9 protein-coding genes, 1 pseudogene and 1 CRISPR repeat array (1 of these 11 running past the window's edge) are annotated in these 20,450 nt (G+C 74.3%); of the genes and pseudogenes, 2 read left to right on the top strand and 8 right to left on the bottom strand.

Annotation, left to right across the window (positions count from 1 at the left end; translation table 11 throughout):
- Nucleotides 1-2,158: direct repeats of the CRISPR family, unit length 28 nt; unit sequence CTGCTCCCCGCGCACGCGGGGGTGATCC; it begins 2,199 nt to the left of the window's first position.
- Between the two features lie 366 nt (nucleotides 2,159-2,524).
- The gene (locus Cs7R123_RS22840; RefSeq protein WP_212829757.1) at nucleotides 2,525-4,078 is read left to right on the top strand and encodes an MFS transporter; all 1,554 of its coding nucleotides are present in this window, start codon (nucleotides 2,525-2,527) and stop codon (nucleotides 4,076-4,078) included.
- A 52-nt stretch (nucleotides 4,079-4,130) separates the two neighbouring features.
- Nucleotides 4,131-5,504: a condensation domain-containing protein gene (locus Cs7R123_RS22845; protein ID WP_212829758.1), complete on the top strand. Its 1,374-nt coding sequence runs from the start codon at nucleotides 4,131-4,133 to the stop codon at nucleotides 5,502-5,504.
- Between the two features lie 4 nt (nucleotides 5,505-5,508).
- Here the strand turns inward: Cs7R123_RS22845 and Cs7R123_RS22850 are convergent, their stop codons facing one another.
- The 8 genes and pseudogenes from Cs7R123_RS22850 to Cs7R123_RS22885 all read right to left on the bottom strand — a co-directional run.
- On the bottom strand, nucleotides 5,509-8,478 hold the full coding sequence (locus Cs7R123_RS22850; protein WP_212829759.1) for a type I polyketide synthase: 2,970 nt from the start codon (nucleotides 8,476-8,478) through the stop codon (nucleotides 5,509-5,511).
- A complete protein-coding gene (locus tag Cs7R123_RS22855) occupies nucleotides 8,475-11,942 on the bottom strand; it encodes a non-ribosomal peptide synthetase (protein WP_212829760.1) in 3,468 nt (1,155 codons plus the stop codon). Before Cs7R123_RS22855 ends, Cs7R123_RS22850 begins: the two co-directional genes overlap by 4 nt.
- 13 nt (nucleotides 11,943-11,955) lie before the next feature.
- Complete coding sequence (locus Cs7R123_RS22860; protein ID WP_212829761.1) at nucleotides 11,956-14,265, bottom strand: lantibiotic dehydratase; 2,310 nt, start codon at nucleotides 14,263-14,265, stop codon at nucleotides 11,956-11,958.
- Nucleotides 14,258-15,988 carry a polyketide synthase gene (locus Cs7R123_RS22865; protein ID WP_212829762.1) on the bottom strand — a complete coding sequence of 577 codons (1,731 nt, stop codon included), beginning with the start codon at nucleotides 15,986-15,988 and terminating at the stop codon, nucleotides 14,258-14,260. Before Cs7R123_RS22865 ends, Cs7R123_RS22860 begins: the two co-directional genes overlap by 8 nt.
- A gap of 70 nt (nucleotides 15,989-16,058) precedes the next feature.
- The gene (locus Cs7R123_RS22870; protein WP_244872087.1) at nucleotides 16,059-18,455 is read right to left on the bottom strand and encodes a non-ribosomal peptide synthetase; all 2,397 of its coding nucleotides are present in this window, start codon (nucleotides 18,453-18,455) and stop codon (nucleotides 16,059-16,061) included.
- Complete coding sequence (locus Cs7R123_RS22875) at nucleotides 18,455-19,822, bottom strand: DUF6002 family protein (RefSeq protein WP_212829764.1); 1,368 nt, start codon at nucleotides 19,820-19,822, stop codon at nucleotides 18,455-18,457. Before Cs7R123_RS22875 ends, Cs7R123_RS22870 begins: the two co-directional genes overlap by 1 nt.
- 130 nt (nucleotides 19,823-19,952) lie before the next feature.
- Nucleotides 19,953-20,162, bottom strand: coding sequence for a hypothetical protein (locus Cs7R123_RS22880; protein ID WP_212829765.1), 210 nt, complete (start codon nucleotides 20,160-20,162; stop codon nucleotides 19,953-19,955).
- 42 nt (nucleotides 20,163-20,204) lie between these two features.
- Nucleotides 20,205-20,348, bottom strand: a pseudogene (locus Cs7R123_RS22885) (aspartate 1-decarboxylase); the annotation flags it as partial.
- Nucleotides 20,349-20,450 lie beyond the last annotated feature (102 nt).

Here is a 20,450-nt window from a genome sequence, read left to right on the forward strand (position 1 = left end):
CCCCGCGCACGCGGGGGTGATCCCGAGATCCGCGCCTATCGGGACGCGATTGGAGACTGCTCCCCGCGCACGCGGGGGTGATCCCTTCCTTGAGATGGTCGACATCAACGGGCTCTCCTGCTCCCCGCGCACGCGGGGGTGATCCCTGTCTAATGTGGGAAGTCGGCACAGGTCAGTACTGCTCCCCGCGCACGCGGGGGTGATCCCGAGATGGTGAATCGCAAGGCGCAGCTGAAGCGCTGCTCCCCGCGCACGCGGGGGTGATCCCGTCGACACTGTGCTGTACACCCCTGAACTCCACTGCTCCCCGCGCACGCGGGGGTCATCCGGGGTGCTGACCTGCGGAAATACAAGATGATCACTGCTCCCCGCGCACGCGGGGGTGATCCCGATCCGAATGACCTTAAGACATTGACATCCCTCTGCTCCCCGCGCACGCGGGGGTGATCCCCCGAACCGGCCCTTCGTCCTGGGCGTGGTCGGCTGCTCCCCGCGCACGCGGGGGTGATCCCACCGCGGCGAAGTCGTCGACGGCCCTGGCCGACTGCTCCCCGCGCACGCGGGGGTGATCCGGACGACCATGGCGGACGTCGCACCGATACGGACTGCTCCCCGCGCACGCGGGGGTGATCCCGCGTTCGTCGACGCGATGGACGCCAAGCACAACTGCTCCCCGCGCACGCGGGGGTGATCCCGAGGGAACACGTTTCCTTAGGCATCGATCACCCTGCTCCCCGCGCACGCGGGGGTGATCCCCGGGACGCCCTGGGCCGCCGCGTCCACCATGACTGCTCCCCGCGCACGCGGGGGTGATCCGCTGTCCCGTTCGACGTCGGGGTACCGGGCCGCCTGCTCCCCGCGCACGCGGGGGTGATCCGTTGACCTTGTCGCCGACCGTAAACCCATGACCCTGCTCCCCGCGCACGCGGGGGTGATCCCGCCGTTTTCAAGCCCCTTACGGATGCTTGGGTCTGCTCCCCGCGCACCCGGGGGTGATCCCGCGGGCGGGGCCTTCCCGAAGCTGGAGGAGCTCTGCTCCCCGCGCACGCGGGGGTGATCCGCCCGCCGCCCGGCTAACTGGGGCGTCAGCGTGCTGCTCCCCGCGCACGCGGGGGTGATCCTCCATAGCGTCCCGGAATACGGTCGCTTGCTTCCTGCTCCCCGCGCACGCGGGGGTGATCCCTGACGTGGCCAAGTCGTGCGGCATCTGCCGCGCTGCTCCCCGCGCACGCGGGGGTGATCCCTGACGTGGCCAAGTCGTGCGGCATCTGCCGCGCTGCTCCCCGCGCACGCGGGGGTGATCCCTCGCCGACCTCACCACCATCCCGCAGCCTGTCCTGCTCCCCGCGCACGCGGGGGTGATCCAGGCGGTCCGGTCCCTCATGATCTGGCTGTCCTGCTCCCCGCGCACGCGGGGGTGATCCGCAGTGGGTGAAGGGCTGCGGCATCGCCCACATCTGCTCCCCGCGCACGCGGGGGTGATCCGGACGAGGACTCGGCGCAGGCCGCCCTGTCCGACTGCTCCCCGCGCACGCGGGGGTGATCCGTCGCTGTGCAGCAACGAGGACCCCGAGCTGTGCTGCTCCCCGCGCACGCGGGGGTGATCCGGCGTACCTTCGCCATCTGGAGCCGGTCATCCGCTGCTCCCCGCGCTCGCGGGGGTGATCCCTAAAGGGCGGCCGTCTTCCCCGCGCGGGTCGTCTGCTCCCCGCGCACGCGGGGGTGATCCCGCCCAGGAGTTCTCGTTCACTGAGACCGAGGCCTGCTCCCCGCGCACGCGGGGGTGATTCAGTGGGGAACCGGATTCACCTCCGGTCTGATCGCTGCTCCCCGCGCACGCGGGGGTGATCCGACGTTCTGTCAGACGATGGTCGCCATGCTCGACCGCTCCCCGCGCACGCGGGGGTGATCCTGAATCGGGTACGGGCATCGCTCACTCGACGAGCTGCTCCCCGCGCATGCGGGGGTGATCCCGCGCCCATCTCGGGGAACGCGTATGGCATCCACTGCTCCCCGCGCACGCGGAGGATATCCCGCCAGCAGCAGGCAGATCACGATCGCGCCCAGCTGCTCCCCGCACACGGGCGGGGGTGATCCCGGCGCCACTCAGACCTACAGCAAGCAGGGCGGCTGCTCCCCGCGCACGCGGGGGTGATCCAACTTAGATCACGTGGAGAAACGCACCAAGTCGATGACGGGGTGCAGGCCACTCAACGGTCCTTCAACGCCGGTTCCTTCATCTATCCGACCACGGCCGCGGCATGGAAGACGATCCCCTCGTAGGAGGTGGTCGCCGATCAGGACGAGGCGATCCCTCCCGCGTGCGCGCTGGATATACACGTCGGCTCCCGATCCAGGGCGCGGTAGCCCGTAGGCCACGGTCCGGTCGTCGCGCCACCCGCCCGGGCGGCCTCCGGTCCACCGTGGACCGATCTATGCTGTTGACCACCGGACCGCAGCAGGCGGCCGCGTAGCAGCCGCGGAGGAGCCCTTGACCGAGCTGGCGAGGGCGGGCGGACCGAGCATGGACACCGGACGTCTGCGGGCGGACCTGGTCCGGCTCGTCGCCGCCGAGGCCGTCTCCAACATCGGCACCCGGATGACCTTCTTCGCGGTGCCGTGGCTGGTGCTGGTGACCACCGGCGACCCGGTGAAGGTCGGCCTGGTCGCCGGGGCGGAGACGCTGACGTACGTGGTCAGCGGGGTGCTCGCCGCGCCTCTCCAGGACCGGATCGGGGCCCGGCGCACCTCACTGTGGTCCGACGCGGGCAGTGTCGTGGCGATGGCCGGCGTGGCGGTGGCCGGCCGGTACGGGTTCGGCCTGCTCCTGGCACTGGTCGCGATCTTGGGCGTGCTGCGCGCGCAGGGCGACCGCGCCAAGGTGACCCTGATCGTGCCACTGATGGGTGGCGCCGGCGGCGACTACGCCCGGGTGGCCGCCACCCGGGAGGGCGTGCTGCGCACCTCGACGCTGGCGGGCTCGTCGCTGGCCGGCATCGCCGTGGTGGTGTTCGGCCCGATCGGCGGTATCTGGATCGACGCAGCCACCTACGCGGTGGCGGTCGCGCTGACGATCGCGACCCGGCCGCCCGCCCCGGAGTCGGCCGCCACGGCCCCGGTGACGCCGTACTTCACCGCGCTGCGGGAGGGTTTCGGCTGGTTCCGCCGCAACCGGCTGCTGCGCGCCGTCACCGGGATGCTGTTCTTCACCAACCTGTTCAACCAGGCCAGCGCCGTGGTGTTCGTGCCGCTGTGGGTGTACGCCAACATGGACGACCCCGCCGCGCTCGGCGCGGTCGCCACCGCGTACGCGGTCGGGCTGATCGCCGGGAACGCGCTGGTGGCGTGGCTGGCGCCGATCCTGCCGCGCTACCCGACGCTGGTGGCCGGGTATTTCATCGGCGGCGCGCCGCGGTTCGTGGTGCTCGCGCTCACCGACGACCTGCTCCTGATCGTCGTGGTGACGCTGATCGGTGGGATCGCCATGTCGTCGCTCAACCCGACCGTCAGCGCGATGATCTACCAGCGCACCCCGAAGGAGATGCTGTCCCGGATGGGCGGCATCATCACCGCCGTCGCGTTCGGCGGCGCGCCGCTGGGCGGGCTGCTGGCCGGCTACCTGGTGCAGTACCTCGGCCTGACCAACGCCATCCTGGTCGCCACCGCGATGTACTTCACCGTCACCCTGACCCCGGTCATCGGCCACCGGCTGTGGCGCGAGCTGAACGACACCGCGCCACCCCGGCCGCGGCCCGGCGACGGCAGGCCGCTGCCGCTGTTGTACGGCCTGGCCGGGGCGGCCACCGGGCCGCGGGTGAGCCTGCGCTACGCCGATGGCTTGTGGACCCTGCAGGCCCGCCGGGGGCTGCGCAGCCTGGCGAGGCGGCAGCGGGTGGTGCCCAAGACGGCTGTCGGCGCGCTGTCGCGGCTCGACGTTCCGGCGCTGCGGACGGCGCTGCACGAGACGATCCAGCACGACCGCGCGCTGGCCGAGCGCCAGACCCGGCAGGTGCGCGGCCAGGTCGCGCACCTGGACCGCGTACTGGCCGACGTGACCCGCGCCCTGGATCGCGGCTAGGAAACCGACGAACGACTGGACACCGTCCGGAAGCGACACCAAGATAACCGCCATGACCGATGTGACATGGGATTCGCCCGTCAGCGCCAGGCCGTCACATCTGGTCGAGCTGCCGCTGACGCCGCTGCAGGCCCGCTGGTGGACGCTGTGCACGGCCTACCCCGGCGGCATGTCGCCGCTGGTGGACCTGGTGCACCGGCTGCGCGGGCCGCTGGACGCCGACGCCTGGGGGCACGCGGTCGACGCGGTGGTGAACCGGCACGAGATCCTGCGGACGTTGTTCGTCGCGAAGCCCGACGGGCCGGTCCAGGTCGTCGGCCCGCCCACCGGCATCGTGATGGAGCTGCTGGACCTGCGCGACCTCCCGGAGGGCGAGCGCGAGCCGCGGGCCCGGGAGCTGCTCGACGAGCGTCGGCGCCTGGCGCTGGACCTGCAGACCGGCCCGCTGGTGCACACCTCGCTGCTGCGGCTCGCCGACGACGACCATGTGTGGCGGATGACGGTCCACCACATCCTCGCCGACGGGGCGTCGCTGGCCGTGATCGACCGCGAGCTGGCCGCGCTCTACCCGGCCCTGGCCGCCGGTACGCAGCCTGAGCTGCCCGAGTTGTCGGTGCAGTACGGCGACTTCGCGGTGTGGCAGGCGGGCGCGGACACCGAGAAGGAGGACGAGGACCGGGAGTACTGGCGCGGGCAGCTGGCGGGGCTGGTGCCGCTGGAGCTGGTCGAGGCGCTGCCGCGGCCCGCGGCGAAGGGCGCGCCCGCGGCGGAGGTGCTGCGCGTCCTCGATGTTGATCTGACCGGGCGGGTCGAGGAGCTGGCCCGGTCGTCGCGCGGCACCCGGTTCATGGTGCTGTTGGCGGCGCTGTACGTGCTGCTGGCGCGGTCGAGTGGCCAGGACGGGTTCGCGATCGGTATCCCGGTGGCCGGGATCGGGCGTACGCGCCCCGAGCTGGCGCGGCTGGTGGGGCTGTTCAACAACGCGTTGGCGCTGCGCTGCGACCTGTCTGGCGACCCGACGTTCGCCGAGATCCTGGCGGGCGCCCGGGAGGCGGTGCTCGACGCGCTGGACCACCAGGATCTGCCGTGGGGGCAGGTGGTGGCGATGCTGGATGAGCCGCACCATCCCGGCCGGGCCCAGGGTTTCCAGGCCATGTTCCTGCACGACGAGGTCGTGGTCGCCAGCCGGCTGGCCCTGCCGGGCCTGCGGGTGGAGGACTTCCCGCTGGGCATCCCGAAGGTGCTGCACGACCTGATGGTGTACGCCGGCCCCGGCCCGCAGGGCTTGTCGGTGAAGTTCGTCTACGACACCGGCCTGCTGATGCCGCAGACTGTGGCCGGGCTCGCCGACGGGTACGAGCAGCTGCTGCGTACTGTCGTCGATGAGCCCGGCATCAGGTTGTCGGAGCTGGTCAAGCGGTTCTGAGCCGTCACGCCCGCGCTGTCGCCGCGGCCCGGCGCTGCGTCACGGTCGTGGCGAGGGCGTCCAGTGTCGGCGCGTCGAAGATCACCCGCATCGACAGCCGTACCCCGAGTGCGGCCCGTACCTGTGCGATGAGCTGCACTGCGATCAGTGATGTGCCGCCGACGGCGAAGAAGTCGTCGTCGGGCCTGATCGCGTCGACGCCGAGCAGCCCCGACCAGATGCCCGCGAGGGTGGCCGCGACGTCCGGCTCGTCCGTGCCGGTGTCGGTCCGGCCGGGCGCGACGGTGCCGACCGGTGTGACGGCTGCCGGGGGCGCACCGGGCGGGTCGGGTTCGATCCAGTGCCGGACCCGCTCGTACGGGTATCCGGGCAGCGGCACCCGGCGGCCCGTGCCGCCGAGCCGCACCGGCATGCCCTGCGCCCACAGCCGCGCGGCGGCGGTGTAGCAGGTCGTGACGTCGTCGGCGGGTTCCCCGGCGGCGGGCATGCTGTGCAGCGGTGCGGGGCCGCCGCGGGGTGTCTGCATCTGCGCCAGCCCGGCCAGCTGCCGTCCCGGCCCGCATTCCAGGAATTGCGCCGGGCCGGCGGCGAGCACTGTGTGGATCGCGGGTCCGAACTGGACGGGTTCGCGCAGCAGCGCGACCCAGTGCCCTGGATCCTGCGCCTGAGCGGCGGTGGCGGGCTGCCCGGTGCGGCTGGACAGGTAGGCGGTGAGTGGCGCGGACGGGCGTACGGCCGTGACCGCCGCGGCCAGTTCGGCCGCCATCGCGTCGGTGACGGCGGCGCGTAGCGGCTGGTCGGCGCGCAGCCGCCGGACCGGGATCGGCTTGCCCGTCGCCGGGTCGGTGAGCCCCTGCTCCAATACGTCCGGCGGGCCGCTGACCAGGCAGGTGGCAGGACCGTGGACGGCCACGACGGCCGCTTCCCGGGGCAGCAGCCCGGCCAGGGTCTGCGGGCTCGCGGACACGGTGAAGGTCGGGGCGACCGGGACCTGGGTCAGCAGCCGTGCGTGCAGGGCGGCCAGGCGCAGGGCGTCGGGTAGGGCGAACACGCCGGCCAGGGTTGCGGCGACGTACTCGCCGAGGCCGTGACCGAGCATCGTGGACGGGCGCAGGCCCCATGACTGCCAGAGCCGCGCTGCCGCGTACCCGACGGCGAAGCACGACAGCACCTGGTCGACGAGCAGGTCGCGGGCGTCGCGCCCGAGCGCGGTGGCGCACTCGTCCACTGCAGCGGCGAAGACCGGCTCGGCGGTGTACAGGCCGCTGTCGGCGGGTGCGGCGGCCTGGTCGCCGAAGAGCAGCACCACCCGGGGGACCGTTTCGGCGGCGGCCGTGATGCGCCGCCTTGGGTCGCGCAGCGCTGCCACCGCGTCGGCTGGGTCTGCGGCGACGACGGCTGCGCGGTACGGGTGTTCGGCGCGGCCGACGCGCAGCGTGTGCGCCACATCGGCCAGGTCGGCGGCACCGTGGGCGGCGAGGTGGTCGGCCAGCCGCGCGGCGGCGAGGTCACGCGCTGCCGCCGAGCGGGCCGAGACCACGAGCAGCTGAGGGAACCTGCCCGCCGCCGTCCGGCCGAGGGAGCCGGTGGTTTCGGCGGCGTGGCGTGCTCCGGACGCGGCCTGCGCGGCCTGGACCGGACGGGATGCGGCCGCGGCGGGCGGGGCCTGCTGGAGGACGACGTGGGCGTTGGTGCCGCCGATGCCGAAGGAGCTGACCGCAGCCCGGCGCGGGGCCGTGCCGGTGTCCCAGGTCGCGAGGGTGGCGTTGACGTAGAACGGGGTCGCGGCCAGGTCCAGTGCCGGGTTCGGGGCGGTGTAGCCGAGGCTGGCCGGGATCAGGCCGTGGTCGAGCGCGAGCGCGGTCTTGATGAGACCGACGATGCCCGCGCCCTGGCTGAGGTGGCCGATGTTCGACTTGACCGAGCCGAGGGCGCACCATTGCCGGTCGCCCTGGCCGCGGCCGTATACGGAGGTCAGCGCCTCTACCTCGATCGCGTCGCCGAGTGGGCTGCCGGTGGCGGACGCCTCGACGTAGGTCACCGTGCGCGGGTCGACGCCTGCGGTGGCCAGCGCGTTGGCGATGGCGGCGGCCTGCCCGGCCACGCCGGAGGCGGTGAACCCGACCTTGGCCGCGCCGTCGTTGTTGACGGCGTTGCCGAGGATCAGCGCGTATACGTGGTCGCCGTGGGCGACGGCGTCGGACAGGCGTTTGAGCAGCACGACTCCCCCGCCGCTGCCCGCGACGACTCCGGTGGCCGCGGCGTCGAACGGCCGGCAGTATCCGTCGGCGGCGTCGGCGGCGCCTTCGCGGTGCAGGTAGCCGCGGTCGGCGGGCAGCTCGATGCTGACCCCGCCGGCCAGCGCCTTGTCGCATTCGCCTGCCCGCAGCGCCTCGGCGGCCAGGTGCACCGCGACCAGCGACGTCGAGCAGGCCGTGTACACCCCGACGCTGGGCCCGCGCAGGTTCAGGTGGTACGAGGCCAGGGTGGTGAACGTGTCGGCGTGGTTGCCGTTGCCGATGGTGGTGTGGTCGGTGACCGCCATGATCGCCTGGTTGGCGTGGATGTTGCGCCACCGGTAGTTCTCCATGCCGCGGCCGCCGTAGACGCCGATGTCGCCTGTGAAGCGGGCCGGGTCCCAGCCCGCGTTCTCCAGTGCGGCGTGGCACAGCTCCAGGAACAGCCGGTGCTGCGGGTCGGCCAGGGCCGCCTCGCGGGGCGTCAGGCCGAACAGTCCGGCGTCGAAGTTCTCGACGTCGTCGAGCAGGTACGCGGCCGGCACGAAGTCGGGGTCGTCGACCTCGGTGGCCGGGACGCCGGCCTGGAGCAGGTGCTCGCGGCTGAGTTCGGTGCGGGCGTCGCGCCCGGCGGCGAGGTTGTCCCAGAACCGGCTGAGGTCGGCGGCGCCCGGCACCCGGCAGGCCATGCCGATGACGGCGATGGGTTCGGCGCCGTCGTCGAGGTCGTCGGTCACTGCGGTTCTCCTTCGGTGGCGGTGCGATGCCGGTTGCGGGCGCGGCGGGCGGCGCCGCGGCGCAGGGCCTGCTCGACGGCGTCGTCGGTGCTGTCGGTGCCGTGCCCGGCGCCGTCGAGGTGGGCGGCGATCGTCCGCACGGTCGGGTACCGGAACAGGTCGACCACGCGCAGGTCGCGTCCCAGCAGCCGGTTGAGCCGCTGCTGGACGGTGGCCATGGCCAGCGATCCGCCGCCGGAGTCGAAGAAGTTGTCGGTGACCCCGACCGCGTCGCGGCCGAGGACCTCGCACCAGACTGCGGCGACGGCGTGTTCGGTGGCCGTCTCCGGTGGCCGCGTGATCACGGTGTCCGGCTTGGGCGGCCGTACCTTAGCGTGCGGCACCACGGGGGCGGGCAGGCCGCGGCTGGGCGCGAGCCGGGCCGCGGGGGCGTTGGCGTCGGCGATGCCTTCGACGATGACCTGCCGCAGCGTCTGTAGTAGCTCGTCCATCGTGGACTGCTGGTAGATGTCGCTGTTGTAGACGGCTTCCAGCCGCATCCGGCCGTCGCGTTCGACGCCGTACAGGGTGAGGTCGAACGCCGAGCCGGGGGCGGGCACCGGCACCGCCTCGGCGGTCAGGCCGGTGAGGTCGAGGCGGGGTGCGGCGAAGTTGAACACGTTGAACAGCACCTGCACCAGCGGGCTGCGGGTGGTCTGGCCGCCCAGCCCGAACGCCTGCACGATCCGTTCCAGCGGCGCCTCGGGGTGCGCCAGCGCGGCGATCAGCTCGTCGCGGGCGGCGCGCACGTGCGCGGCGAAGCTGCCGCCCGGTTCGGCGCGCAGCCGCAGCGGCATGATGTCGATGAAGAACCCGACCATGTCCTCGAAGTCGGGATGGCGGCGGTCCACCGCCGGGGTGCCGAGCACCATCTCGTCCTGGCCGGTCCGGGCCGCCAGGACCAGCCCGAACGCGGCCAGCAGCACCGCCGACGGGGTCGCGCCCAGGTCCCGGGCGAACTGGTGCAGGCCCGCGGTGCTGTCCGGGTCGAGCCAGCAGCCCGCGTATCCGGCGGCGTAGGTCTGCTCGTCCGGGCGGGGCCGGTCACCTGGAACCTCCAGCACTGTCGGCGCGCCGTCCAGGTGGGACGTCCACCAGGCCAGGTCGCTGTCGGCTCGGTGGCGGCGCCGCTCGTCGCGCCAGGCCACGTAGTCGGCGTAGGTCGCCGGCAGCGGCTTGAGCGCGTCCGGGCCGTGGGCGTACGCGGCGGCGAGGTCGGCGTAGAGCAGGGCCTGTGACCAGCCGTCGAACACCGCGTGGTGGGCGGTGACCGCCAGCACGTGCTCGTCGTCGCCGAGCCGGAACAGCCGGGTGCGCCACAGCGTGTCGGTGGCCAACCGGAACCGGCGTCCCGCCTCGGCGGACAGCTGGGCGGCCAGCTCGCGTTCGCGGTCCGCGGCGGGCAGTGCGCTCAGGTCGGTCACCGGCAGCGGCACGGCGGCGGCCGGGTCGAGGACCGCGTGCGGCACCCCGTCGGTGTCGGGGATGCGCCAGCGCAGCACCTCCTGCCGGGCCGCGACCGCGGTGAGCGCGGTCTGCAGCGCGGCCGCGTCCAGGGGCCCGCGCAGCCGTTCGGCGAGCACGATGTTGTAGGCGGCCGCGGCGTCGGGCGAGTAGCGCTCCAGGAACCACAGGCGCTGCTGCGACGGCGACAGGGCGGGCGGGCGGCCGCGCACCGGCTGCTCGTCGCCGAGCGTTGCGGCGGCCTGCGCCCGGTCGGCGATTGCGCGCAGGGTGCGGCCCTGCAGCACGTCCTCGATCGCGATGTCGCGGCGCAGCCGTGGGCGCAGCGCTGCGACCAGGCGCATCGCCGTGATCGAGTGGCCGCCGGTGTCGAAGAAGTCGTCGTCGCGGCCGACCCGGGCCAGGCCGAGCAGCTCAGCCCAGACCTCGGCGATCTGCTGCTCGATCGGCGTCGCGGGCGGCGCGAACGCCGCGTCCCCGGCGGTTAGCACGGTGGCCAGCAGCCGGTCGAGGTCGACTTTGCCGCTGCTGAGCAGGGGCAGTTCGGCGACGACGGTGATGTGGGCGGGCACCATCGCCGTGCCGAGCCGGGCTGCGCAGAAGGTGCGCAGCTCCTGCGGGGTGGCCTCGCCGGTGACGAACGCCAGCAGCCGTGTGCCTGCCGGGCCGTCGGCGGCGGCGACGGCGGCGTGGCCGACCTGCGGGTGGCGCCGCAGCACGGCTTCGACCTCACCGATCTCGACGCGCTGCCCGCGTATCTTGACCTGCCGGTCGACCCGGCCGAGGAAGTGCAGCATCCCGTCGGGTCCCGCGGTGACCAGGTCGCCGGTCCGGTAGAGCCGCGCGCCGGGCACGGCTGAGAACGGGTCGGGGACGAACCGCTGCGCGGTGAGGTCCGGCGCGCCGAGGTAGCCCAGGGCCAGTCCGACGCCGCCGGCGAGCAGTTCGCCCGGTTCGCCGGGGGCGACCGGGCGTTGGTGCTCGTCGACGACGTACACCCGGTGGTTGGCGGCGGGGCGGCCGATCGGCAGCGGCCGGTCCCAGCTGCCGGTGGCCTCGAACCAGGTGACGAGCACGGTCGTCTCGGTGGGCCCGAACAGGTTGAGGAAGCGGCGGCCGGTGCCTGTCCAGCGGGCCACCTGCTCCGGGCCGGGGGCCTCGCTGCCGGTGAGCACCACCCGCAGGTCGGGCAGCCCGGCTGGGTCGAGGATGGGCAGCACCGCCGGGGGCAGGAACGCGACGCTCACCCGGTGCTCGGCGCAGAAGCGCTGCAGGCGGGTCGGGTCGGTGCGGTCCTCGGGCCCGGCGAGCGCGATCGTGGCGCCCGCGGCGAGCGGCGCCAGCAGGTCGATCACCGACGCGTCGAACCCGATCGACGCGAAGCCCAGCATGACGCCCGCACCGTCCAGGTCGGCGAGGTCGGCCAGGGCGGTGACGAACTCGGTGAGCGCCTCGTGCGGGATCATCACGCCCTTGGGGCGGCCGGTGGACCCGGACGTGAACATCACGTAGGCGATGTCGTCGGCCGACGCCGGGCACGGCTGTGCCGCGCCGGTCCCCGCCGCGCCGACCGGCACCAGGTCGAGGCCGCAGTCGGCGAGCAGTCGGGTGCCGAGGTCGTCGCAGACGACGGTGCGCAGGCCTGCCTCGGCGGCGATCTCGCGCAGCCGGGCCGGCGGCAGTGCGGGATCCAGCGGCACGTAGCCCGCTCCGGATCCGAGCACGCCGAGCAGCGCGGTGATCAGCGTCGGCGTGCGGTCGGCGCACACTCCGATCAGGTCCGGTGGCCCGTCCGCGCGCAGTCGGGCCGCCAGCGCCGATGCCGCGCCGCACAGCTCGCCGTAGGTCACGGTGGTGTCCCACTGGCGGACCGCGACCGCGTCGGGCCGGCGCGCGGCCTGGTCGGCGACCAGGTCGGGGAACCGGCGGTCGGGGAACTCCCGCACCTCGCCCTGTGCCATCAGCGTCGTCTCCTCACCGGGTGTGCCGCGCGGGCGCGGGGTCGCGGACTGCCATCCGCAGTTCGCTGAAGTAGCGCCGTCCCGCCGCGTCGGGCACCCATGCCTGTGCCGGGGTGGGCAGCAGTTCGGTGACCGTCAGCGGGACCGCGGGCCCGCCGTCGCGGGAGGCGGCGCGCACCATCGCGGCGAACGCGGCCACGTACGCGGGGCTGGTGAAGTCCACGTAGCAGGGCTTGATCTCCGTGCCGACCCGGACGAACACCTGTTCGGGCAGGCCGAGCCGGTCGCGCCAGGCCCGTACCGCGAGGTAGCGGGCGGCCTCGTCGGCGCGTGGGGCGTCCAGGCCGCAGTCGCCGACGGTGGTGCGCCAGGTCTCGCGGTGCACCGTCAGCCGGCCGATGCTGACCCGGGGCGTGTGCGGGCCGTCGGCGACGACCTTGAAAGCGTTGACCGCCCGCGCCGACAGGAACGCGCCGAACAGCTCGATCAGCGGCCAGCCACGCCCGTCCGGCGCGTGCGCGACGAGCTCGCCGTCCACGAGCGACACCGTCACCGCGGCCAGCGGCAGCACCTGCGCCGGGTCGGGCACGGGCGCCGGGGTGTACGCCAACCGCACGTCCTGCGGGCCGTCGAGCGTGAACGCCATCCGGGCCGTGAACTCGGGGAAGTCCGGCGGGTACAGCAGCACGACCCGGTCGCCCAGATCCCGGTGCAGCGCGCCGCGCAGCGCACCGGGCTGCGGGTGGAACCGGGTGAAGATGCCGTTGTCGTTGGTGAGCCAGGCGACGTGGACCTCACCGAGCACCGCCGTGAACTCCCCGCGGACCAGTTCTTCGACGCTGCCGGCGCACAGGTGCAGGTCGGGGCTGTGCAGCCGGGCGGCCCGCCAGCCGGGCGCGGCCGCGCCGAACTCCCGCGCCACCGCGTTCGCGACCTCACCCGGGTCCAGTGTGATCGGGCCGTCGGCGTCGCCGTGCAGGCCGAGCAGCGCCGTCCAGCGGGCGGTGAAGTCGGCCAGCACGTCGGCTACCGGCCCGGTGCCGAAGATGACCCCGCGGGCCGGGTCGAACAGGTCGCCCAGCGCGACCGGCCCGTCGGCGGCGGCCTCGTCGTACAGTTCGCGCAGCGTGGCGGTGAACGCGTCCGCCATGGCGGCGGTCAGCCACCGTGCCGCCGCCAGCAGCGGCACCAGCGTCTCGGCGAGCAGCGACAGCACCGGTTCGCCGACGGCGACGTCGAGGTCGCGAACCGCCTCCTCGTAGGCCAGGCCCCGGCCCACGTAGGTGGCTCCGGGCCGGTGCACCGCGGCGGCGGCGGTGACGGCGACGAACTCGTCCTGCAGGTGCCGCATCGCCGCCCTCACCGCGGCGGCGTCACCGGCCGCGGCGGCCAGCCCGTCGCGGGCCGTCAGCAGCCGGGCCAGCCCGGCCAGTGCCTCCTCGCGCAGGTCCGGGTCGCCCAGGGTGGCCAGCCGCCGGCGCAGCTCCTGTTCGGCGCCGATGGTCAGTGGCAGGTCGATGCCCCATCGCAGCAGCCCCTGCTCGGCCAGCTGTGCCAGCGCCAGGTAAGCGTCGGCGTCTTTGCGGAACCCGGCGCGCGGATCGGCCAGCGCGGCGGCGACGGCCTCGTGCGCGGCCCGGCCGTCGCAGGCGGCCAGCAGGGCGGCCGACGCGGGCGGCAGCGGCCGGGGCACCATCCCCGCCTCCAGCAGGTTTGCGCCGTCCAGTGCCAGGTCGGGCCGCCGGGTGACGGGCAGCCATGGGCGCATCCGCGGGTCGGCGGCGAGCCGGTCGGCGTACGCGGTCAGCGCCCGCCACTCCAGGTCCACCACCCTTTCGCGGACCAGTCCGGGACCGGCCGTGACGCGGACCGCGGTGTCGTCGTCGGACATGGTCGCCCAGCACACCGGTCCGAAGTAGCCGATGGTGTCGTTCTTGCCGCAGTAGCGCTGCCAGTACCGGGTGACCACGATCTCGCGCTGCCGGTGCGAGGAGTTGCGGGCCGCGCGGGGGCCGGTGCGGGCGATGCCGTCGAGGGCCTCGACGGAGTTGAGGCTCTGCCAGGTCACCGCCTCACGGAACAGCGGGTCCGCGGCGATCTCGGCCAGCTGTTCGCTCAGCCGTGCGGTGGCCGTGGCGAACGCGGCGTCGAACCCGGCCCGGTCGAGGTCGCCGGCCAGGTACGCGTCGGTGTGCGCGGCGCAGTCGGGGGCGGCCAGCAGGTCCAGTCCGGACGCGGGGAAGCCGGGGGCGCGCAGGACCGCCGAACGCCATACCTGCCAGCCGGTCTTGCCCAGGGGCACCAGGGCGTCGGGCTCAGGCATGGCCGTCCCCCATCGGGTCGATCCAGTGGCGGCGGCGCTGGAACGGGTAGCCCGGCAGGGGGAGCGGCTGCCCGTCGTCCGGGACGGCGTCGCCGGTGCCGAGCCAGCGGCGCAGTCGTTCCCGCGCGTCGTCGGGGGCGTCGGCGGGCACCGCGGCCGGGCCGCCCGCCGCGATCTCGGCCAGCCCGCTGGCCGCGCCGGCCGTGTCGCGGCACAGGACGCCCGCGCGGTGCGGCAGCCTGCGGCGTCCGGTCGCGAGCGTGTACGCCACGTCGGCCACGTCCCACCGCGACGCGGGCTCGCCCGGAACCGCCGGTCCGGTGCCGTGCGGTGCTTCCGGCTGCGCGGACATTCCTGCGGCGAGCCGCCCGGCGAGGTCGCGCAGCGCGTGCGGGTCTGCTGCGCTGAGCGGCAGCAGCCGCCACCGCTCGGCGGGGGTGGGGGCGGGCCGGTGCGGGGCCTGCGCGACGAGCACGTGGGCGTTGGTGCCGCCCAGGCCGAACGAGCTGACCCCGGCCCGGCGCCGGCCTGACCAGGACCGCGGCGCACCGTCCACGGTGAACGGGGTCGCCGCGAGGTCGACGTCCGGGTGGGGGCGGCGGAAGTGCAGGGTCGGCGGGATGACGCCGTCGCGGACGGCGAGCGTCGCCTTGATCAGGCCGATCACGCCGGCTGCGGCATCGAGGTTGCCCAGGCCGCCCTTGGCCGAGCCGAGCACGCAGTACCCGGAGCGGGTGGTGGACGCACGGAAGGCCCTGGTCAGGGCCTCGATCTCGATGGCGTCGCCGACGGCGGTGCCGCTGCCGTGGCCCTCCACGTAGCCCACGGTGTCGGCGTCCCAGTCGGCTGCGGCCAGCGCCTCGGCGACCACGGCCGCCTGGCCAGCCACGCCCGGCACGGTGAACCCGGCGCGGGCCGCGCCGTCGTTGCCGACCGCCCAGCCGGCCAGCACGCCGTACACGTGGTCGCCGTCGGCGACCGCGTCGGCCAGCCGCTTGAGCACCACCGCGCCGCCGCCGTTGCCGAAGACCTGGCCGGTGGCGTCGGCGTCGTAGGGCCGGCAGACACCGTCGGCGGACCAGGTGCCGCCCGGCCGGTGCCGGTAGCCGCGCTGCGTGGTCGAGGCCACCGCCGCGCCGCCCGCGACGGCCACGTCGCAGCGGAAGTCGAGCAGGCTCTGCGCGGCCTGGCACACCGCGACCAGCGACGACGAGCACGCCGTCTGCACGGCCACGGCGGGCCCGGTCAGGCCCAGCGCGTACGCCACCCGCGTGGGCAGGTAGTCGCTGGTGCTCCCGGCGAGGGCGTCGTCCCAGTCGTCGGGCAGCGTGCCCGCCGGTTTCACGGCCGGGTTGCCGAGCAGGTGGTAACGCAGGTAGCGGTTGGCGCCGCAGCCCGCGAACACGCCGATCTGGGCCTGGCTACGCGCCGGGTCCAGGGCCGCGTCCTCCAGCGCCCACCAGGCCAGCTCCAGGAAGATCCGGTGCTGCGGGTCGAGCAGCGCGGCGTCGCCGTCGGCGTACCCGAACAGGGCCGCGTCGAAGTCCTCCAGCCCGTCCAGGTGCCCGAACGCGGGAACCCAGGACGGGTCGGCGCCGACCGGACCGAACCGGCGGATCGCGTCCACGCCGCCGCGCAGGTTGCGCCACAGCGTGCCGGCATCGGGTGCGCCGGGTGCCCGGCAGGCCATCCCGACGACGGCGATCAGATCGTCCTGGCTCATGCCTTCTCCTCGCTGCGCCCGTCGGCGGCATGAGTGGTACCGGGCCGGGTGATGCGCTTGTTCCAGCAGCTCATGACGTCGTCTCCGCGGCAGCCGTGCCCTGGCGGGCCTCGCGGCGGCGGCGCATCCGGTCGGCGGCCCGCTCGGCGCCGTCGGTTACGCGCTGCTGCGGGACCCCGCCCGCGACCTCCCGCAGGTGGGCGGCGAGTGCGGCCACGGTCGGGTGCTCCAGCAGCAGGGGCATGCCGATGCGCCTGCCCAGCGCGGGCTCCAGCCGCTCCTGGACCAGGGCCAGCAGCAGCGAATGTCCGCCCAGCTCGAAGAAGGAGGCGTCGCGGTCGACGCCGTCGACGCCCAGCACGTCGCACCAGGTGGCCGCGATCACCTGTTCCAGGGGGTCGTGTTCGGACGGTCCGGTGACCAGGGCGGGCGGGGCGGGCAGTGCACGGACGTCGAGCTTGCCGGTGGGGCCCATCGGCAGCGCGTCGGCGATGACCACGGTCCGCGGGACCATGTAGTCGGGCAGCTGCTCGGCGAGGGCGGCGCGCAGCGCCGACGGGTCGATGGTCGCGCCGCGGGCCGGCACGGCGTACGCGATGATCTCCTTGGTCTGCGGCCCGGCGCCCACGGTGTCGCGCGCGACGACGGCGGCGTGGCCGACGCCGGGCAGCGCGGCCAGCCTCGACTCGACCTCGCCCAGCTCCACCCGGTACCCGCGGATCTTGACCATGCGGTCGGCGCGGCCCAGGTAGATCAGCCGCCCGTCGGGCAGTCGCCGGGCGATGTCCCCGGTCCAGTAGGCGCGCACCCCGTCGAGTTCCCGGAACCGGCTCGCACTCAGCTCCGGCCGGCCCCAGTAGCCGAGCGCCACGTGCGGGCACCGGACCACGACCTCGCCGGTCAGGCAGGTACGCCGGTCGGCGGCGTCGACGAGCGCCACCTCGATGCCGTCGAGCGGGTGCCCGACCGGCACGACCGCGTGCTCCAGCGCCGCGCCGGGCGGCAGGTGGTGCTGCGCAGCGAAGCTGATCTCCGTGGTGCCGTACCCGTTGACGAACACGACGCCGGGCGCGAAGTGGCGGCGGGCCAGCTCCACGTCGTGGCGGGTGACCTCCTCGCCGCCGAGCAGCACGGCCCGTACGCCCGGCAGCCGCCCGTGCGGGCCGAGGCTCGCCAGCAGGTAGCGGTAGACGGTGGGCGTGGAGTGGTAGATCGTCACGCCGTGCCGGGACAGGGTCCGCTCCAGGTGCCCGAGCCCGTGCTCGCGGATGTCGGCGGGCACGGCGGCCGCGCCGGACAGGATCGCGCTGAACGTGTCGGTGACGGCCATGTCGTACCCGAACGAGGTGAGCACGCTGGTGCGGTCGGCGGGCGTGACGGCGAAGTTGCGGATGTGGTTGGCCACCCCGAACAGCACGTTGCGGTGGCTCTGCACCACGGCCTTCGGCTCGCCGGTCGAGCCTGAGGTGTAGAGCAGGTAGGCCGGGTCGTCCGGGTTCGCGGGACCGGCCAGGCCGGCCGGCACCAGGTCCGCGGTGTCGGCCGTGGGCGTGCCGATGTGGACCATCGTCAGGTCCGGGCGGCCCGTCGCCTCGGCGAGGCCGCGCGCCAGGTCAGCGTGCGCGGCGTCGACGAGCAGCACGTCGGCGTCGCTGTCGGCCAGGATGTGCGCCAGCCGCCCGGCCGGGAAGCTGGGCTCCAGCGGTACGTACGCCCGGCCGCTGACCAGCGCCGCGAGCATCCCCGTGATGGCGGTCGCGCCGTGCCGGCACAGCAGCGCCGCCCGGCCCCCGCGGGTGTCCCCGGCGGCGGCGCGGATCGCCGCGGCGGTGGCCGCCACGGCGGAGCCGAGCTGCCGGTAGGTCAGCTGCCCGTCGTCGGCGAGCACGGCGTGCCGGTCGGGGTGGCGCGCCACCTGCGCGGCGAACGCCGTGCAGATCGTGTCCCCCGCCCCGGCCGACCAGCCGGTCGGCTCGACCCGGGGCCCGCCGTGCAGCGTGGCCAGGTCGCCTGGCCGCCGCTGCTCGTAGGCCGACTCCGGCAGCAGGTCCACGGTGGACCGGTCGGGGTCGGCGGCCATCGTGTCGATCAGCCGCACCAGGTCGGCGGCGAAGTCCCCGGCGAGCTCGGCCGGGCAGCCGTGCACCGCGAGCCTGCCGTCGGCACCGGACTCCACGAGCAGGTCGAGCAGGTCGGCGCCGCGGTCCACCGCATCGCTCGGCGGCACGTCGGGCGCCGTGGGCGTCGCCATGCCGTCGGGGTGGGGCTGTGCCAGCAGCCTGCGGACGGTGCCGTCTTCGGTGAGGTCGAAACGGTGGACGGTCCCGGACGAGCGCACGGTCTGCACGGCCCGGCCGGTATACCGGCGGGCCAGCAGCGCGACCGCCGCCCGCGCGGCCTGCTCCACCGGCACGCCGCAGGCCGTGGCCAGGCGTTCGAGCACCGGGAGGGACAGCTGGACGGGCATCATCGGCCGCCCAGGACCGCCGAGGCGATCTCCTCCACGGTGCTCACCTCGGCGTCGGGCTCGTACACCGCGTAGTGGTCGTCGCGGTAGCTGCCGGAGCCGTGCACCACGATCTCGCGGCCGGCCGGGACCAGGCCGCGGTCGATCGCGTTCAGCACGCCGGTCAGCGCCATGACGATGGACCACTCGCGCAGGTCCGCCGGGTCGGCGGGCAGCTCGCAGCCCGTGTTGCGCAGCCACTCGCGCAGCTGCGGATACCGCTGCAGGCACTCGCGCCGCGACACCGTGATGCCGTCGCCGCCGTACGCGGCGATGAGGTCGTTCATCGCGGGCGAGGTCACCGGCTGGTGCGTGTAGAACGTCGGGTCGAGGACCTCGTCGGGGTCGTCGGTCACCGCGGGGAAGTGCGGGTCCGCGTCCTGCGACCACACGCCGGCGGCGTCGCGCCGGTAGGCGGGCAGCCGGTCCCGGGAGAACGTGCCGTGGCGCAGGTTGAGCACCATGTCCGGGGTGCCCAGGTGCTGCACCAGCAGGAACCCGGGGCGCGGCGAGCCGTCCGCGCGACCGGAGGCCTCCAGCAAGTCACGGCCCAGGTTGTAGCCGAGCAGCCCGAAGGCGCTGGACACGGCGTGGGCGTGCCAGCGGGGCGCGGCCGCGACCGCCTGGGCGGCGTCGAGCTCGAACGCGGCGCGGGCGGCGTCGGCGACGAGGTAGTTGGGCAGCGCCAGGGAGAACCACAGCGCGGTGCCGTGCTTGTTGTACGCCTCCTGGGCGTACGCGTCGACGAACGCCCGGCCCAGCGCCTTCACCCCCTCGGACTGGTCACCGGTGAAGCGCAGCAGCGGGTTCGCGGCCCGCAGCGCGGGGTCGGCCGACAGCGGGTCGCGGCGGAACTTGTGCCGCGTCGAGCCCGGCGCGAGCACCACGACGCGCAGCTGCTCGGGGGTGACCAGCCCAGCGGCGATCGCCCGCCCGACGGCGTCGCGCAGGGCGATGCCCTTGTTCGCCGAGGTGGGGGTGAAGATGCAGATCGACTCGCCGGTGCGCCGGATGTGCTCCACGGCCCGCGCCACGATGAGCATGGACGGGAACGTCTTGGTGGTGTTCGTGCCGGGGTTGCCGGTCAGGTCCATGAACTGCAGCCCGTGTCCGCCGTATGCGCCCAGCTCCCGCCAGGTCGCGGTGGCCGCGCCGAAGAACTCGCGCCACTGGGCGCTGAGTTCCGGCAGGTCGAACCCGGGGCCGAAGGTCGCGGTGCCCGCGGGGCCGCCGGGTCCGGCGCCGAGCCGGGCGGCGGCGGACGCGATCACCTCGTAGTAGTCGACGATCAGGTTGCGCGTGACCGGAGCGGTCGCCGTGGTGAGCACCGTGCTCCTCCTGGGGTGATCGGTGGATGGGGTTCGGTCAGTTGGCGGTCGGGCTTGTGGCCCGCAGCCGCTGGCAGCCCGAGCGGACCCGGCAGGCTGGTGTGTACGTCGGCGCCGGTCACCAGGTCGATCAGCAGCCGTGCCGCGGCGTGCCCGGCCCGCGCGTTGATCCCGGGCTGCGGCAGTCGTGGACGATCGCCCCGACCGCGTCGAGGTCACGGGCGAACACGGTGACCTCGATCAGAGTGCCGCCCCGTGGTGCGAGCGACGCCAGGGACTGGCAGATCGGGGTCGCCGGCGAGCCGCTGCCGACGATGGCGACGTGGTGCCGGTCGGTCATGGGTCAGGCGGCGGGATCGTTGTGTACCGGGGCGATGCGGCCGGTCACGTCGAGGACGTGGATCAGCTCGCCGGGCAGCAGGTCCGCCGCGTCCATCAGATCCGGTTCCAGCGATCCCACGTTGTGCAGCTCCGCCCGGGTGACGGTGGCACGGTGAACCCTGGACCTGAGCGTGGTGCGGAACATGAGCGGCCTTGCCTCCGTGTAATTGCGCCCGAATAGGACGATTACGGCGAAGATCTTGCTCCTTCGCGCAAGCCATTGTTACATGGAAATACAGCGCCCCAT

Origin of the sequence: Catellatospora sp. TT07R-123 (assembly GCF_018327705.1) — a bacterium.
Classification (GTDB): domain Bacteria; phylum Actinomycetota; class Actinomycetes; order Mycobacteriales; family Micromonosporaceae; genus Catellatospora.

Coding starts and splice junctions, on each gene's coding strand:
- Cs7R123_RS22840 (WP_212829757.1), top strand. CDS start 2,525: ATGGACACCGGACGTCTGCGGGCGGACCTGGTCCGGCTCGTCGCCGCC.
- Cs7R123_RS22870 (WP_244872087.1), bottom strand. CDS start 18,455: ATGCCCGTCCAGCTGTCCCTCCCGGTGCTCGAACGCCTGGCCACGGCC.
- Cs7R123_RS22880 (WP_212829765.1), bottom strand. CDS start 20,162: ATGACCGACCGGCACCACGTCGCCATCGTCGGCAGCGGCTCGCCGGCG.
- Cs7R123_RS22860 (WP_212829761.1), bottom strand. CDS start 14,265: ATGCCTGAGCCCGACGCCCTGGTGCCCCTGGGCAAGACCGGCTGGCAG.
- Cs7R123_RS22865 (WP_212829762.1), bottom strand. CDS start 15,988: ATGAGCCAGGACGATCTGATCGCCGTCGTCGGGATGGCCTGCCGGGCA.
- Cs7R123_RS22845 (WP_212829758.1), top strand. CDS start 4,131: ATGACCGATGTGACATGGGATTCGCCCGTCAGCGCCAGGCCGTCACAT.
- Cs7R123_RS22855 (WP_212829760.1), bottom strand. CDS start 11,942: ATGGCACAGGGCGAGGTGCGGGAGTTCCCCGACCGCCGGTTCCCCGAC.